General features: G+C 63.9%; 16 protein-coding genes. 9 read left to right on the top strand and 7 right to left on the bottom strand.

From position 1 onward, the window contains the following. The first annotated feature begins 6 nt into the window (after positions 1 to 6). From Tal182_RS27055 to Tal182_RS27070, 4 genes are all read left to right on the top strand, one after another. The gene (locus Tal182_RS27055; RefSeq protein ID WP_085861747.1) at positions 7 to 855 is read left to right on the top strand and encodes a class III extradiol ring-cleavage dioxygenase; all 849 of its coding nucleotides are present in this window, start codon (positions 7 to 9) and stop codon (positions 853 to 855) included. Positions 856 to 1014: 159 nt separating this feature from the next. Continuing rightward, positions 1015 to 1371 (top strand): DoxX family protein, encoded by a 357-nt coding sequence (locus Tal182_RS27060; protein WP_280952423.1) that lies wholly within the window; start codon positions 1015 to 1017, stop codon positions 1369 to 1371. An 82-nt stretch (positions 1372 to 1453) separates the two neighbouring features. Beyond that, the gene (locus Tal182_RS27065; RefSeq protein WP_085861466.1) at positions 1454 to 2356 is read left to right on the top strand and encodes an NADP-dependent oxidoreductase; all 903 of its coding nucleotides are present in this window, start codon (positions 1454 to 1456) and stop codon (positions 2354 to 2356) included. Positions 2357 to 2599: 243 nt separating this feature from the next. Beyond that, positions 2600 to 3301 (top strand): DUF899 family protein, encoded by a 702-nt coding sequence (locus Tal182_RS27070; RefSeq protein ID WP_085861467.1) that lies wholly within the window; start codon positions 2600 to 2602, stop codon positions 3299 to 3301. A gap of 17 nt (positions 3302 to 3318) precedes the next feature. Here the strand turns inward: Tal182_RS27070 and Tal182_RS27075 are convergent, their stop codons facing one another. The 6 genes from Tal182_RS27075 to hutI all read right to left on the bottom strand — a co-directional run bounded on the left by Tal182_RS27075 (position 3319) and on the right by hutI (position 10199). Beyond that, positions 3319 to 3948: a J domain-containing protein gene (locus Tal182_RS27075; RefSeq protein ID WP_064808149.1), complete on the bottom strand. Its 630-nt coding sequence runs from the start codon at positions 3946 to 3948 to the stop codon at positions 3319 to 3321. A 174-nt stretch (positions 3949 to 4122) separates the two neighbouring features. After that, positions 4123 to 4695: a HutD family protein gene (locus Tal182_RS27080; protein WP_085861468.1), complete on the bottom strand. Its 573-nt coding sequence runs from the start codon at positions 4693 to 4695 to the stop codon at positions 4123 to 4125. Between the two features lie 5 nt (positions 4696 to 4700). Beyond that, positions 4701 to 6374, bottom strand: coding sequence for a urocanate hydratase (hutU, locus tag Tal182_RS27085; RefSeq protein WP_085861469.1), 1674 nt, complete (start codon positions 6372 to 6374; stop codon positions 4701 to 4703). Positions 6375 to 6398: 24 nt separating this feature from the next. Next, entirely contained in the window at positions 6399 to 7202 is an 804-nt protein-coding gene (hutG, locus tag Tal182_RS27090) for an N-formylglutamate deformylase (RefSeq protein WP_085861470.1), read from the bottom strand. Positions 7203 to 7404: 202 nt separating this feature from the next. Next, entirely contained in the window at positions 7405 to 8940 is a 1536-nt protein-coding gene (gene hutH / locus Tal182_RS27100) for a histidine ammonia-lyase (RefSeq protein WP_085861471.1), read from the bottom strand. Then, positions 8937 to 10199, bottom strand: coding sequence for an imidazolonepropionase (gene hutI / locus Tal182_RS27105; RefSeq protein WP_085861472.1), 1263 nt, complete (start codon positions 10197 to 10199; stop codon positions 8937 to 8939). Before hutI ends, hutH begins: the two co-directional genes overlap by 4 nt. A 122-nt stretch (positions 10200 to 10321) precedes the next feature. On the opposite strand from hutI, the gene Tal182_RS27110 reads away from it, so the two are divergent. Next, positions 10322 to 11668: a formimidoylglutamate deiminase gene (locus Tal182_RS27110; protein WP_085861473.1), complete on the top strand. Its 1347-nt coding sequence runs from the start codon at positions 10322 to 10324 to the stop codon at positions 11666 to 11668. Positions 11669 to 11729: 61 nt separating this feature from the next. Further along, entirely contained in the window at positions 11730 to 12452 is a 723-nt protein-coding gene (gene hutC, locus Tal182_RS27115) for a histidine utilization repressor (protein ID WP_085861474.1), read from the top strand. A gap of 32 nt (positions 12453 to 12484) precedes the next feature. Here the strand turns inward: hutC (Tal182_RS27115) and hutC (Tal182_RS27120) are convergent, their stop codons facing one another. Beyond that, entirely contained in the window at positions 12485 to 13240 is a 756-nt protein-coding gene (gene hutC, locus Tal182_RS27120; protein ID WP_085861475.1) for a histidine utilization repressor, read from the bottom strand. A 191-nt stretch (positions 13241 to 13431) separates the two neighbouring features. On the opposite strand from hutC (Tal182_RS27120), the gene Tal182_RS27130 reads away from it, so the two are divergent. The 3 genes from Tal182_RS27130 to Tal182_RS27140 all read left to right on the top strand — a co-directional run bounded on the left by Tal182_RS27130 (position 13432) and on the right by Tal182_RS27140 (position 15820). Further along, entirely contained in the window at positions 13432 to 14274 is an 843-nt protein-coding gene (locus Tal182_RS27130) for a transporter substrate-binding domain-containing protein (RefSeq protein WP_012490473.1), read from the top strand. A 105-nt stretch (positions 14275 to 14379) separates the two neighbouring features. Next, positions 14380 to 15105, top strand: coding sequence for an ABC transporter permease subunit (locus Tal182_RS27135; RefSeq protein ID WP_064823487.1), 726 nt, complete (start codon positions 14380 to 14382; stop codon positions 15103 to 15105). A gap of 10 nt (positions 15106 to 15115) precedes the next feature. After that, positions 15116 to 15820, top strand: a complete 705-nt coding sequence (locus Tal182_RS27140) for an ABC transporter permease subunit (protein ID WP_085861477.1) — start codon at positions 15116 to 15118, stop codon at positions 15818 to 15820. The last annotated feature ends 21 nt before the right edge of the window (positions 15821 to 15841 follow it).

Raw genomic sequence — 15841 nt, forward strand, 5'->3', positions numbered from 1 at the left:
ATTCCGATGACAAATTCCAGACTCCCGACCTATTTCGTCAGCCATGGCGGCGGCCCCTGGCCCTACATGACGGGTGAATTCCGCCGCAACTTCGATGTGCTCGAACAGTCGCTGGTCGATATGCGCGCCGAACTCGGTGATGCGCCGAAGGCGATCCTCGTGGTCTCGGGTCACTGGGAGGAGAAAGGTTTTGCCATATCGTCGGGCGTCAAGCCGGGCATGGTCTACGACTATTACGGCTTTCCCGAACACCTCTATCACATCACCTACAATGCTCCGGGTTCGCCCGAACTCGCAAACCGCGTGCAGCATCTGCTGCGGGCGAACGGCATCGAGGCGGCGCTCGATCCGACCCGCGGTTACGATCACGGCACGTTCAGCATCATGAAGCCGCTCTATCCGGAAGAGGACATCCCTGTCGTGCAGCTTTCGCTGGATGCGGGTTACGATCCGGCGCTGCACATCAGCGTCGGCCGGGCGCTGGCGCCCTTGCGTGACGAGGGCGTCCTGATCATCGGCAGCGGTCTCAGCTATCACAACCTTTCGGCCATGCGCGGCACGGGCGGATATGAGCCGTCCCGCCGCTTCGACGTCTGGCTTCAGGAAACGCTGGTTCACACGGCCTGCGACAAGCGCACCGAGCGGCTGCTCGAATGGCAGCAGGCCCCGGCTGCCCGGGCGGCGCATCCGCGCGAAGACCATCTCATCCCGCTGATGGTGGTGGTCGGCGCGGCCGAGAACGAAGCCGGCGCCACCACCTATCATCAGAAGGACTTCGCCGGCGGGCTCACCGCATCGAGCTTCCGTTTCGGCCGCGTCCCCTCAGCCATGCCCGCGAACGGAGACCTGCAATGACCAGCGGAAACGTCAGGCCGTCTTCGCCATGTCGATAAGGCTCTGGAAAGAAAATCACGAACTCAAGAAGGCGGCCTCCGCCGCCTGACCTCCCCTCAACCTCTTTGGAGAAACTCGATGACCAATACCGGCAAATAGACGCCATACGTCCTCGCACTTCTGCGCATCATGGCGGCCTTACTCTTCCTCGAACATGCAACCATGAAGTTTCTGCAGTTTCCGGGTCCGATTCAAGGCGTCCCCTATCCGCTGCCCACCATCATGCTGGTTGCAGGCGCGATCGAGGTGATCACCTCTGCTCTGATGCTCGTCGGATTTCAAACGCGCATCGCAGCATTCATCGCTTCGGGCGAAATGGCTGCCGCCTACTTCATGGGCCACATGCCGTATGGCTTCTGGCCGGCGCTCAACATGGGCGAAGGCGCCATCCTGTTCTGCTTCATCTTCTTCTACATCGCCTTTGCCGGCGGCGGCGCCTGGACGCTCGACACTGCGCGTCGTCCCGCCACGGCCTGAGACGGCACTATCCGGAAATCGCCTGTGCCCGGCTGCCGGGCGGCAATTGGGCATAACGAAACGCTGAAATTCTGGAGACGCCATGAAAGCGGCACTTCTCAAATCCTACGGTGATGTCGACCAGTTTGAAATCGCGGACCTTCCGGCGCCGAAGCCCGGACCGGGCGAAGTCCTGATCAAGATCGAGGCATCCGCCGTCAACCCTTTCGATCTCATTCTCCGCCAGGGCCTGATGGCCCAGTATATCCCGCTTCCGCTGCCGGCCGTGCTCGGCGGTGACGCCGCCGGCACCATCTCGGCCCTCGGCGAAGGCGTGACCGGTTTTGCGGTCGGCGAGCGGGTCGTCGCCGATTTTGCCGCAAACGGCAAAGGCGCCCATGCAGAGTATGGTGTCGTTCCCTCGACATCCATCGCAAGGCTGCCCGCCGCACTCGGCTTCGAGCAGGGCGCCTCGCTGGTCAAGGCAGGTCTTACCGGCCGGCAGACCGTCGAAGCGCTCGGCGTCAAGGCCGGCGAACGGGTTCTGGTTTCCGGCGGCCTCGGCACGGTCGGACGGTCCGCCATTCAATATCTCAAGCAGATCGGCGCCGAGCCGGTTGCCGGCGTCCGGCCCGAGCGGCTGAACGAAGGCCGGGGGCTGGCGGGCGAAGCGCTCGACATCACGGTTGCCGCCGCAAGCCCGAGCTTCGACTATGCGATCAGCACGGCCGGCCCGGTGGCCGGCAACCTCATCGGTCATGTCCGCGACGGTGGCACGGTTGCGAGCATCGTTCCGGTGCCGGAAGGCGCCAATGCCGCAGGCCGCGTTATCGTCCGTGAACTCTACCATCGCACCGACGCGGCCATGCTCGACGCTATTCTGGCATCCGCCGCCAGCGGTGAGCTGGTGATCCCGATTTCCTACACCTTCACCCTGGACCAGATCGGCCTCGCCCAAAACGCGGTTGCGGCAGGTGCTCCCGGGAAGGTCGTTCTCAAGCACTGAAAGACAGAGAAGCGGCACGGCATCACGCGAACGGTAGCACCGGCATGAAGTTCTTCATGCCGGTCGCCTCGGTCGCTACCGCGGTTTTCTGTTCCACTCCTCCTCGAAGGCGGATTTTTCCCGCCGGTCCTGTCGATTTTCGCATCTGCGGATCGTCATTCTAACGATGTGCTGGAAATCCGTTGCGATCGCGGCACATCCTTTGAGCGCCAGAGACGCGCGACGATAGAAGGAGGATATGTGATGGATGATCAACAGCTGGTACCCGCCGCCGTGCTCGCGGCAAAAAACGGCGTCCGTTTTCCCAACGAGAGCGAGGAATATCGCAGAGCCCGCGACGCGCTGCTTGCCGAGGAGATCGAATTGCGCCGGCACATCGAGCGCGTCGCGAGACAGCGCCGGGCGCTGCCGCCGGGCGGCGCGGTGAAGAAGGATTACCGCTTCGAAGGCGCCGACGGGCCGATCTCGCTCACCGATCTCTTCGCCGGCAAGGAGACGCTGATCGTCTACAGCTATATGTTCGGGCCGGAGCGCGAACGCCCATGCCCGATGTGCACCTCGCTGCTCTCGGCCTGGGACGGCGAGGTGCCCGACATCCAGCAGCGCGCCGCCCTTGCGGTCGTTGCCCGCTCGCCGATCGGAAAGCTGCTTGCCTTCAAGAAGGAACGCGGCTGGCATCACCTGCCGCTCTATTCCGACACGACGGGCGATTACAGCCGCGACTACAACGCCATCGGCAAAGGCGGCGGCGATGACCCTGCCTATAACGTCTTCACACGGCGCGACGGCACCATCCGCCACTTCTGGAGCCAGGAAATGGGCGACGTCACCTCGGATCCCGGCGAGGATCCGCGCGGCGCGCCCGACCTGATGCCGCTCTGGACCTTGATCGACACGACGCCGGAAGGCCGCGCGCCGGACTGGTATCCGAAGCTGTCCTATTGACGCGTCAGCGCGCTTCGTCAGCCGGTGGAGCGGTTTCTGGAGGGCTCGATCCATTCGAGGTTTGTGACCGAGGCCTCCGGCAACAGCGACGGATCGATGTCGTAGACATAGCCGCTCAGCATGTCGGCGGCGCGTTCGGTCGCCTTGATCTTCGCCTCGGTTTCCGCGACCGCCTTGGCGATCGCTTCGATGCGGGCGCGGAACATATGGGCGAGCACATCGCGGCCGGACTGTTTTTCTAGCCGCTCCAGGTGCAGGCCGACGCGTGAGGCGTGGCGTTCCAGTTCACTCTTGCTGAACCGCGCCTTGCGCAGTTCCTCCGACAGGCTGTCCTGCATCACGGCGACGGGATCGAAACTTCCGGGCGCGCGCTCGTCGAGCACCGCGTCGGTGACGAGCTTCTCAATGATGACAAGCGCCTGCAGCTCGGCGGCATCGGCGAACTCGACATCATAGCCGGTGTCGTCGTAAACCTTGCGGCGGACCGGGTCGAGAAGCAGCGCATAGGCCTTCTGCAGATTGTCGAAGGCTTGCGAATCGCCGCCCGAATCCGGGTGGGCAACCTTCGCCAGGCGCCGATAGGCGGCCTTCAGCTGGGCCTCGTCCGCATCGCGGTCAACTCCGAGAATATCGTAGGGATCCGTCACGCCTGCTCCATTGCTACCCGGCACGTCCGGACAGTCTAGGTCTTCTTCTGCATCAGCAAGGCGAAGTTTAGACCAAAAATAGGAATGACGTCCATGGCCGGAAATCGCAATCGTCGCTGCGAAGGCCCAAGCCATTTTTCGATTGTCCCGTTTTTTCAAGCCGTTGTGCGAAGATCAGGGCGTGGCGATCGAGACGAGATAACATCTGGCCTCGCCGTCGATTTCCAGTGCGGTTCCAGCCGCATCCGCAATCAGCAGCGCATCGCCGGCCGCAAGCGTGCCGCTCTCACCGTCCCGCCTGAACGACAATGCGCCGCGATGGCAGAGCAGCAGGCATGTCGACGACGTCAGCGGCACGGACGTGCCGCCGTCGATGTCGATGCGGATCAGCGTGTGGGCGAGACCGTCGCGGCGCGTCATGACGTTGAGATCGGTGATCGCGCCGTCCTGGAGCCTGGCGGCCACCGGGATATCCGCCGGGAAGGCGAGGGGATCGCTCGCCGTCGTCAGCAGCACCGGTATGCTGTCGATGTCGAGCCCCATGCCGTTGCCGTCGAGAATCACAAGCGTCCGGTCGATACCGGGAAAGATCGAGAACGGCCCGTCGGCCGCGACGGTCGCCATGCTGACGCGCCAGTCGAAGTCGGCAAGGCCGGCGGCTTCGGGCGAAACGGCAATCTCCACCGTTTCGCCGCCGCCATTTTTCCACGGCATGCGCTTGTGATCGCCGGCCCGCAGGATCCGCATGGGTCTCAGTTCCCGAGAATGCCGGGCAGGCGCAGGCCCTTGTCCCTCGCGCAGTCGAGGGCGATGTCGTAGCCGGCATCGGCGTGGCGCATGACGCCGGTCGCCGGGTCGTTCCAGAGCACCCGCTCAAGGCGCTTGGCCGCATCGTCGGTGCCATCGGCGCAGATGACGACGCCCGAATGCTGGGAGAAGCCCATGCCGACGCCGCCGCCATGATGCAACGACACCCAGGTGGCGCCCGAGGCAGTGTTGAGCAGCGCGTTCAGCAGCGGCCAGTCGGAGACGGCGTCCGAGCCGTCTTTCATCGCTTCGGTTTCGCGGTTCGGCGAGGCGACGGAGCCGGAGTCGAGGTGGTCGCGGCCGATGACGATCGGAGCTGATAGCTCGCCGTTCTTGACCATCTCATTGAAGGCCAGAGCCAGGCGGTGACGATCGCCGAGGCCGACCCAGCAGATACGCGCCGGCAGGCCCTGGAAGGCGATACGCTCCCTGGCCATGTCGAGCCAGTTGTGCAGGTGGGTATTGCCGGGGGTCAGTTCCCGCACCTTGGCATCGGTCTTGTAGATATCCTCGGGGTCGCCTGACAGGGCGGCCCAGCGGAAGGGGCCGATGCCGCGGCAGAACAGCGGTCTTATATAGGCCGGCACGAAGCCCGGGAAGGCGAAGGCGTTTTCCAAGCCTTCTTCCTTGGCGACCTGGCGGATGTTGTTGCCGTAGTCGAGGGTCGGAATGCCGGCGTTCCAGAAGGCGATCATCGCTTCGACATGCTCGCGCATCGAGGCGCGCGCCGCTTTTTCCACCGCCTTCGGATCGCTTTCGCGCTTGGCCTTCCATTCGGCCATCGTCCAGCCCTTCGGCAGGTAGCCGTTGATCGGGTCGTGGGCCGAGGTCTGGTCGGTGACCATGTCGGGGCGGATACCGCGACGGACCATTTCCGGCAGGATTTCGGCGGCATTGCCGAGCAGGCCGACGGATTTGGCTTCGCCTGATTTGGTCCAGCGGTCGATCATCTCGAGCGCTTCGTCGAGCGTTTCGGCCTTGGCGTCGAGATAGCGGGTGCGCAGGCGGAAATCGATCGAATCCGGATTGCATTCGACGGCGAGGCAGCAGGCGCCGGCCATGACGGCGGCGAGCGGCTGGGCGCCGCCCATGCCGCCGAGGCCGCCGGTCAGGATCCATTTGCCCTTGAGATTGCCGCCGTAGTGCTGGCGGCCGGCCTCGACGAAGGTCTCGTAGGTGCCCTGCACGATGCCCTGCGTGCCGATATAGATCCACGAGCCGGCCGTCATCTGGCCGTACATGGCAAGACCCTTCTTATCCAGCTCGTTGAAATGATCCCAGGTCGCCCAATGCGGCACGAGGTTGGAATTGGCGATCAGCACACGCGGCGCATCCTTGTGAGTACGGAAGACGCCGACCGGCTTGCCGGACTGCACCAGCAGGGTTTCTTCTTCCGTCAGCGTCTTCAGCGTCGCGACGATACGATCGAAATCCTCCCAGGTGCGGGCGGCGCGGCCGATGCCACCATAGACGACGAGCTCGTTCGGATTCTCCGCGACATCGGGATCGAGATTGTTCATCAGCATGCGCAGCGGCGCTTCGATCATCCAGCTCTTGGCATTGAGCTCGTTGCCGCGGGGTGCGCGGATTTCGCGGATATTGTGGCGTGGATTGCTCATGGCGGTTCCCCTGTCGAGTGATCGTTATCGTTTCAGGCCTGGTGCGATCTGCTCGATGCGCACCAGAATATCTTTGAGATGGCCGCGAAGCCGGTCCGCTCTAGCGGTGTCGTAGGCAAAGGGCGGCGCTTCCGTCTGCAGATGGGTCGATTGCGCGAGCTCCATCTGGATCGCATGCACGCCGGTCTCCGGCTTGCCGTAGTGGCGGGTCGTCCAGCCGCCTTTGAAGCGGCCGTTGAGCACGCTGTCATAGCCAGCCGCGGCTTCGACGACGGTGAGCGTCGCCTGCTCGATGGCGCCGTCGCAGGTCTTGCCCATGTCGGTGCCGATGTTGAAATCCGGCAGCTTGCCTTCGAAGAGGAAGGGAATGTGCGAACGGATCGAGTGGCAATCATAGAGGACCGCCACGCCACGCATTGCTCTGACGCGCTCTATCTCGGCGGCAAGGGCGGCGTGATAGGGCGCATGAAAATCTCTGAGCCGCGCCGCGATATCGGCCTCGTCGGGCGCCTGCCCGTCCTTCCAGATCGCCTTGCCGTCGAAGTCCGTCTCGGGAACGAGGCCGGTGGTGTTCTGGCCGGGATAGAGGCTGACACCGGCCGGATCGCGGTTGGCATCGATCACGTAGCGGTGGAAGGTGGCGCGCACCGTCGTGGCATCGGACAGCAGCCCGTCATAGAGCTCGTGGATGTGCCAGTCGGTATCGGCGAGGATCCGGCCATTGTCGTTGAGGCGGTCGTAAATCGCCGGCGGCACGTCGGTGCCGGTATGGGGGAAGGCGAGGATGAGGGGGGAGGTGCCCCGATGGATTTCGTATGGTTCGGTCATAAGCAAAGAGCTCCGGCGTCTCGGGCATTACCCCCCTCTGCCCTGCCGGACATCTCCCCCACAAGGGGGGAGATCAGCTCGGCGGACCCGCTCGTTCCAGCATCGATTGTTTGGGGAGATTCCACCCGCGAGTCGATCTCCACCCTTGTGGGGGAGATGCCCGGCAGGGCAGAGGGGGGTACCAAGTGCACAAACATCACGATCAACCCTCCAAAACCGGCAGAATGCCATTCGAAACCGAAGCATTCAGCGCGCCCGTCGCCACCAGCTCGGCGGCGGCGGCGAGATCGCCCGCCATGTAGCGGTCGCTATCGAGACTCGGCACCTGGCTGCGGATCGCAGCGATCGCCTTCGAAAGCTCCGGGCTCGTCGACAAGGGCGCGCGCAACTCGACGCCTTGGGCGGCGGTCAGCGCCTCGATGCCGATGATACCGAACAAATTCTCGGTCATCTGCAGCAGGCGCCGGGCGCCGTGGCAGGCCATCGAGACGTGGTCTTCCTGATTGGCCGAGGTCGGGGTCGAATCGACCGAGGCCGGGTGCGACATCTGCTTGTTCTCCGACATCAGCGCCGCCGAAGTGACTTCGGCGATCATCAGGCCGGAGTTGAGACCCGGCTTCTTGGCGAGGAAGGCCGGCAGGCCGTAGGAAAGCACCGGATCGACCAGCAACGCGATGCGGCGCTGCGAAATGGCGCCGATCTCGCAGACGGCGAGCGCGATCTGGTCGGCGGCGAAGGCGACGGGTTCGGCGTGGAAATTGCCGCCTGACACAACCGAGTTGTCCGACAGCACCAGCGGATTGTCTGTGACCGCATTGGCCTCGATTTCGAGCGTGCGGGCGACGGAGCGCAAGAGATCGAGGCAGGCGCCGTCGACCTGCGGCTGGCAGCGGATGCAATAGGGATCCTGCACACGCTCGTCGCCCTCGATATGGCTCTGGCGGATGACGGAATTTTTGAGCAGGCCGCGAAGCGCCGCTGCGGTATCGATCTGGCCCTTATGGCCGCGCAGCGTATGGATATCGGCATGAAAGGGCGCCGAGGACCCCATCGCCGCATCGGTCGACATGGCGCCGGTGATGAGCGCCGACTGCGCGGCACGATGGGCGCGGAAGAGGCCGGCGAGCGCCAGCGCCGTCGAGGTCTGCGTGCCGTTGATCAGCGCCAGGCCTTCCTTGGCGGCGAGCACCACCGGTTTCAGCCCGGCCCGTGCAAGGGCCTCCGCGCCGGAAAGACGTTCGCCGGCGAAGAAGGCTTCGGCCTCGCCCATCATCACCGCTGCCATATGGGCAAGTGGTGCAAGATCGCCGGAGGCGCCGACCGAGCCCTTTTCCGGGATCAGCGGAATGACGCCCTTTTCGAGCATGCCTTCGATCAGCCGCACCAATTCCAGCCGTACGCCGGAGGCGCCGCGGCCGAGCGAGACCAGCTTCAGCGCCATGATCAGCCGGACGATATTTTCCGGCAGCGGTGCGCCGATGCCGCAGCAATGCGACAGGATGAGATTGCGCTGCAGCGTGGCGACGTCAGCGCTGTCGATCTTGATCGAGGCGAGTTTGCCGAAGCCGGTGTTGATGCCGTAAACCGGCGCGTTGCCGGCGGCGATCTCGGCGATGCGGGCGGCGGCCTTGATAATGCCGGCATCGAAGGCGGGATCGAGCCTTGCCGGCTCACCCGTCCAATAGATGATTTCCAGATCCCTGAGCGAGACGGAGCCCGGGTGGAGTGTAATGGTCATCGACCGTTCCTTTCGCCTTTGAAGACGCGTGTATGAAGCGGGTTGAAGCCGATGCGATAGACGAGCTCGGCAAGGCTCTCGATATTCCAGACGGCGAGATCGGCGGATTTGCCGGCTTCGAGCGTTCCGGTCTCGCCGATGAGGCCGAGCGCGCGCGCGCCTTCGCGGGTGGCGCCGGCGATGCATTCCTCGACGGTGAGGCCGAACAGCGTCGCCGACATGTTCATGGTCAGCAGCATCGAGGTCAGCGGCGAGGTGCCGGGATTGCAGTCTGTGGCGATCGCGATCGGCACACCCGCTTGGCGCAGCGCCTCCACCGGCGGTTTCTGTTTTTCATGGATGGCGTAGAAGGCGCCGGGCAGCAGCACGGCGACGGTGCCGGCGGCGGCCATTGCCGCGACGCCTTCCTCGTCGAGATATTCCAGATGATCGGCCGAAAGCGCGCCATAGGCGGCCGCCAGCTTGGCGCCGCCGAGATTGGAGAGCTGCTCGGCATGCAGCTTGACCGGCAGGCCGAGCGCCTTGGCCTTGTCGAAGACGCGGGCGATCTCGGCTGTCGAAAAGGCGATGCCTTCGCAGAAGCCGTCGACGGCATCGGCAAGGCCGAGATTATAGACGTCATCCAGGCCGGGCAGCACGATTTCGTGGAGATAATCGCCGTTGCGGCCCTTATAGTCGACAGGCGTCGCATGGGCGCCGAGATAGCTGGTGGCGATGCGCACCGGCCTGACATGGCCGAGCAGGCGGGCGCTTTGCAGCATCTTCACTTCACCGCTGCGGTTGAGACCATAGCCGGATTTGATCTCGATCGTCGTCACGCCTTCGGCAAGCAGCGTATCGAGCCGCGGCAGCGCCGTGGCGACGAGCTCTTCGACCGACAGCGCATTGGTTGCCTGAACGGAGGAGACGATGCCGCCGCCGGCCCGCGCGATCTCCTCATAGGTCGCGCCTTCAAGCCGCATCTCGAATTCGCGGGCGCGGTTGCCGCCGTGAACGATATGGGTGTGGCAGTCGACGAGACCGGGTGTCACCCAGCGGCCTTCGAGATCGACAATGTCGGAGCGTTCGATGGCCGATGCCGGCAGCTCGCTTTCGGCGCCGGCAAAGCCGATGCGGCCGTTTTCGATCAGAACGGCGCCCTTTTCGATGATGCCGAGCCCGGCTCTGTCGGGCGCGAGCGTCGCCAGGCGCGCATTGCGCCACAGCGCCGGCCTGACGTCGGCGGATGGGGTTTCGTCAGAAAAATTGTTCCCGGTCATCAGCTTTGCGCCTTTCTTTATGCTGAAACATGTATATACATAATAAGCAGGTGACAAGAGAAATTTTGCGCGCTCTTCTGGAAAAGGAAGATCGGCGGCGCGGCAGAAGGGGAGAAAAGGCCATGACCATACTTCACGCGAGGACGGCGCTGACGCCGCAAGGCTGGCAGAAGGACGTGCGGCTGACACTCGAGGCCGGGCGCATCGCCCGGGTCGAGGTGGGCGTCGCCGTCGCGCCCGGCGATGAGCGCCATGCCCTGATCGTCCCGGCCATGGGCAACCTGCACAGCCATGCCTTCCAGCGAGCGATGGCCGGTCTTGCCGAGGTGCGCGGCCCGGCAAACGACAGCTTCTGGAGCTGGCGCACCGTCATGTACAAATTCGCTTTGGCGATGACGCCGGAGCATGTCGAGGCGGTCGCGGCGAAGCTCTATGCGGAGATGCTGGAGGCGGGCTTTTCCCGCGTCGGCGAGTTCCATTATCTCCATCACGACAGGGATGGCAGCGCTTACGCCAATATCGCCGAGCTGGCCGAACGTATCGGCGCGGCGAGCCAGGAGACCGGCATCGGCCTGACGCTTCTACCGGTCTTCTATGCCCATTCCGGCTTCGGTGGTGCGGCGCCGATCGACGGCCAGCGGCGTTTCATCAATTCGCTCGAAAGTTTCCAAAGGCTGATGGAGGGATGCCGAGCAGTGACCGGCCGGCTCGACGGCGCCGAACTCGGACTGGCGCCGCACAGCCTGCGCGCCGCCACACCCGAGCAATTGGCGAAGCTCGTGCCGATGGCGGGCGACGGTCCGATCCATATTCATGTCGCCGAGCAGGTAAAAGAGGTCGAGGACTGCATCGCCTGGTCGGGCGCGCGGCCGGTGCAATGGCTGCTCGATCATATGCCGGTGGATGAGCGCTGGTGCCTGATCCACGCGACGCACATGACCGAGGACGAGACGCGGCGGATGGCGAAAAGCGGGGCGATCGCCGGCCTCTGCCCGATCACCGAGGCCAATCTCGGCGACGGCGCCTTTGCCGCGCCGCTCTTCCTCGACGAGGGCGGGCGCTACGGCATCGGCTCGGATTCCAACGTGCGGATCTCCCTGCCGGAGGAACTGCGCCAGCTCGAATATTCGCAGCGCCTGGCGCTGCGCGCCCGCAACGTCATTGCAGCACCCGGCGGTTCGACGGCGCTTTGCCTGTTCAACCAGGCGCTTGCCGGCGGAGCCGCGGCGCTGAAAGCCACGGCCGGCCTCGCCGAAGGCCGTCATGCCGATCTCGTTTCGCTTGATGCTACGGCCGTTCCCTATCTTTCCGGCGACCAGATCCTCGATCACTGGCTGTTTGCCGGCGGCATCTCCGTCGATTGCGTCTGGGCGCGCGGCCGCAAGCAGGTGGAGGGCGGTCGCCATCGCAAGCGTGACGCCATCGACCGTCGCTTCCTTGCCGCGATGGGTGAGTTGCTGGCCGCCTGAAAAAGAGCTTTTCATGAGCGGGGCATTCGGACTAGATCGGGAAACCAATCGGAACGTGGCGATGAATCAAAGCAGGGATACCACCTTGCATCAGCGCATCCTGGGCGACATCGAAGGCCGTATCGTCTCGGGCGAATGGCCGCCGGGGCATCGCATTCCCTTCGAGGTCGATCTCGCCACGCAGTATGACGTCTCACGGATGACGGTGAACAAGGTGCTGACCCAGCTCGCCAAGGCTGGGCTGATCGAGCGGCGGAAGAAATCCGGCAGTTTCGTCACACAGCCGCAGGCGCAATCGGCGGTTCTCGAAATCCACGACATCAAGGCCGAGGTGCAGTCGCTGAACCTGCCTTATTCCTATGCGGTGTCGAAGAAGACGAGCCGCAAGGCCAAGGCGGAAGACAGCCGCCGGCTGGAGCTGCCTCTGGCGTCCTCGGTCGTCGAAGTGGTCTGCATCCACAATGCCGGCGCGCGGCCTTTCTGTTTGGAGGAACGGCTGATCAGCCTCGCGACCGTGCCGGAGGCGGCCGATGCCGATTTCCTGACGGTGGCGCCGGGGCCGTGGCTGCTCAACCAGGTGCCGTGGAGCACCGCCGAACACCGGATTCACGCCGTTTCCGCCAGCGCCGAGGTGGCGGCCGCCCTCGACATCGCCCGCAACACCGCCTGCCTGGTGGTCGAGCGCCGCACCTGGAGCGGCGCCGGCCCGGTAACCCACGTGCGCTTCACCTATCCAGGCGATCGTCACGCGCTGGTGGCGCGGTTCACGCCGGCGTCGCAATAGCCGTAAGTTCCATATACAACATGGCGGGTGTTTTAGTCTTCGAACATCTTGCCGCTGCGCGCCTCGAGCCGGTAGCGATAGCCGGGATAAACGAGACGGGCGGTCGAAACCACCTGTTTCGCCGACCATGTGCGCCGGCGGATCGTCAGGCACGGCTCGCTCTTCAGGATGGTCAGCAGCTTGCATTCCCAGGCCTGCGGCATCGCCGCCTCGACGACGTGCTCGGAGCCGCTGAGCGGGGCGGCGGCGGTCAGATAGGCGTTCGGGGTGAGCGTCGTGAAATCCTGATCGAGATATTCGGGTGCGGCCTCCGGATTGACGAACCGGTCCTCGATCTGCACCGGAACGCCGTTTTCGCTGTGGACGATCAGCGAGTGGAAAACGGCGGCGCCGATTGCCAGCTCCAGGGCGTCGGCGATCTCCGGAGAGGCGGTTTCCCGGGCCAGAACCACGACCGAGGCTTCATGGATATGGCCGCGTTCGGCGATCTCCTCGGCGATGTTGCGCACCTCGAACAGTGCCGAATAACCCTTGCGCTCGGCGACGAAGGAGCCGACGCCCTGGATGCGGACGAGTTCGCCTTCATTGGCAAGTTCGCGCAGCGCCCGGTTGGCGGTCATCTTGCTGACACCGAGTTCGACGACCAGTTCGTTTTCCGACGGCACGCGGTATTTCGGCGGCCATTCGCCGCTGTGGATGCGGTCGAGGATCACCTGCTTGACGCCGGCGTAAAGCGGCGTGCTGTCATTTCCCGCCAAGTCGCGCTTCATCTCGCCGGAACGCTTCATTGCCTATTCCTTTTGCACGGATGCAATTTGCCACATAATCGACTTTCCTCTTGCATATCACAAAATATCTCATATGGTACCATATACAACCTCCCAATCGGTCCTCGAGATAAAAATAGGACGGAAAGGGCAAGCCGGCGGAGATCGGCGGTGCAGCAAGGTCTGTTTCAACTCCAGAGGAGAATTCATCAATGAAATTTAGCGCCATCCTGTTTTGCGGCGTCGCCGCTTTTTCCGCCTTTGCCGCCCCCGCCTTTGCCAAGGACTGGACGAAGGCGACCATCACGCTCGAGGGCGCCTATGCGCCGTGGAACCTCACCAATGCCGACGGCACGCTCGGCGGCTTCGAGCCGGAGCTTGCCAAGGTGCTGTGCGAGCGCGCCAAGATCGAATGCACGCTCGTCGCCTCCGACTGGGACGGCATGATCCCGGCACTGAATGCCGGCAAGTTCGACGTCATCATGGATGCGCTGTCGATCACCGAGGAGCGCAAGCAGGTCATCGACTTCACCGTTCCTTATGCTGCGACCCCCGCCGCCTTCGCCACCGCCAAGGACAGCCCGCTGGCGAAAGCCGCCGGCACCGGTGCCACGATCAAGATGACGCCTGGCCAGACCGGCGTGAAGGAGATCGACGCGCTGAAGGAAGCCTTCAAGGGCAAGACGATCGGCATCCAGGCGGCGACCGTTTACGCCAAGTTCGTCTATGACAATTTCGGTGATATTGCCGAGATCCGCGAATACAAGACCGGCGCCGACCGCGACCTCGACCTGCAGAATGGCCGTATCGACCTCGGATTCGACGACGCCGTCTATTTCGCCAATGCCTTCCAGGCAGCCAACGGCGCGCTCGACTTCACCGGCCCGGAGATCGTCGGTTCGATCTGGGGCGAGGGCGAAGGCCTCGGCATCCGTAAGGCCGACACCGATCTGCGCGACAAGTTCAACGTGGCGATCAAATCGGCACTCGCCGACGGCACCGTCAAGAACCTTTCGATGAAGTGGTTCAAGGTCGACGTCAGCCCGCAGCAGTAAGCGCTTCGGCCCTTTGGCCGCAGGCGCCGGTCTCCGGCTTTATCGCCGGAGACCGCGTGTTATTCTCGATCGATAAAACACTGCCACGGACGGGGAACGGACGCTATGGCAACCTTGGAACTGCTTGGCTTCGGCTCGACGGGATGGGGCGCGCTGCTCATTCTCGCTGCCTTGATGACGCTGGCCGTCACCGCGACGGCGCTTGCGATCGGCGCGGTGCTGGGCGCGATCGTCGCGGGTGCGAAGCTTTCCGGCAATCCTCTCCTCGTCTCGCTGGGCAACGTCTATACAACAGTGTTTCGCGGCGTGCCGGAACTGCTGATCATCTATCTCATCTATTTCGGTGGTTCCTCCGCCGTCACTTCGATCGGCAAGGCGATGGGCTACGAGGGTTTCCTCGGCCTGCCCTCCTTCGCCGCCGGCGCGCTTGCCGTCGGCATCATCTCCGGCTCCTATCAGGCGGAGGTGTTTCGCGGCGCCTATCTGGCGATCTCCAAGGGTGAGCTCGAGGCCGCTTCGGCGATCGGCATGCATCGTGGCATGCGTTTCCGCCGCATCATCATCCCGCAGGTGCTTCGCTTCGCCATTCCCGGCCTCGGCAATGTCTGGCAGCTCAGCCTCAAGGATTCGGCGCTGATCTCGGTCACCGGTCTTGCCGAGCTGATGCGCACCAGCCAGGTGGCGGCCGGCTCGACCCGGCAATATTTCCTGTTCTTCATCGCCGGCGGCTGCCTCTACCTGATCCTGACCAGTCTTTCCGACCGTATCTTCAACGGCGCGGAACGCCGCGCCAATCGCAGCATGCCGGCTTCCGCCATGGGCCAGGCGTAAGGAGGCGACGATGGATTTCACCTTTCTCGCCTCGACCATGATGACGCTGCTGAAGGCGGTGCCGACGACGCTGATCCTGTTTTCACTGTCGATCTTCTTCGGCGGTCTGCTGGCGCTGGTCATCGTCACGATGCGGGTCAGCGGTAACCGCTATCTGTCAGGTCTCGCCAAGGGCTATATCTTCGTCTTCCGCGGCTCGCCGCTGTTGATCCAGATGTTCCTGGTGTTCTACGGCCTCGGCCAGTTCGGCGTCATCCGCTATTCCTTCCTCTGGCCGTTCCTGCGCGAGCCGATGGTCTGCGCCGTGCTGTCGCTGGCGCTCTGCACCGCCGGCTACACGGCGGAAATCTTCCGCGGCGGCATCCGCGCCGTGTCCCCGAAGGAGATCGAGGCCGCCCGCTCGATCGGCATGTCCGGTTTCCTGATGGTGCGCCGCATCCTGGCGCCGATCGCGTTCCGCCACGCGCTGCCGGCCTATTCCACCGAGATCGTGCTGATGATGAAGTCGACGGCGCTCGCCAGCCTCGTCACCGTCTGGGAGGTCACCGGTGTGGCCCAGCGGCTGATCTCGCAGACCTACCGCACGATGGAAGTCTTCCTCTGCGCGGCGATCATCTATCTCGTTTTGAACTTCATCATCCTGCAGGGCATGGCTCTGCTCGAATATTCGCTGTCCCGACACCGCCGCGCGATCCCGCAGGCGCTGAAGGTCTAGGCGGAACCTGAATCGATTGGA

The organism is Rhizobium sp. TAL182, assembly GCF_002117725.1.
Classification (GTDB): domain Bacteria; phylum Pseudomonadota; class Alphaproteobacteria; order Rhizobiales; family Rhizobiaceae; genus Rhizobium; species Rhizobium esperanzae.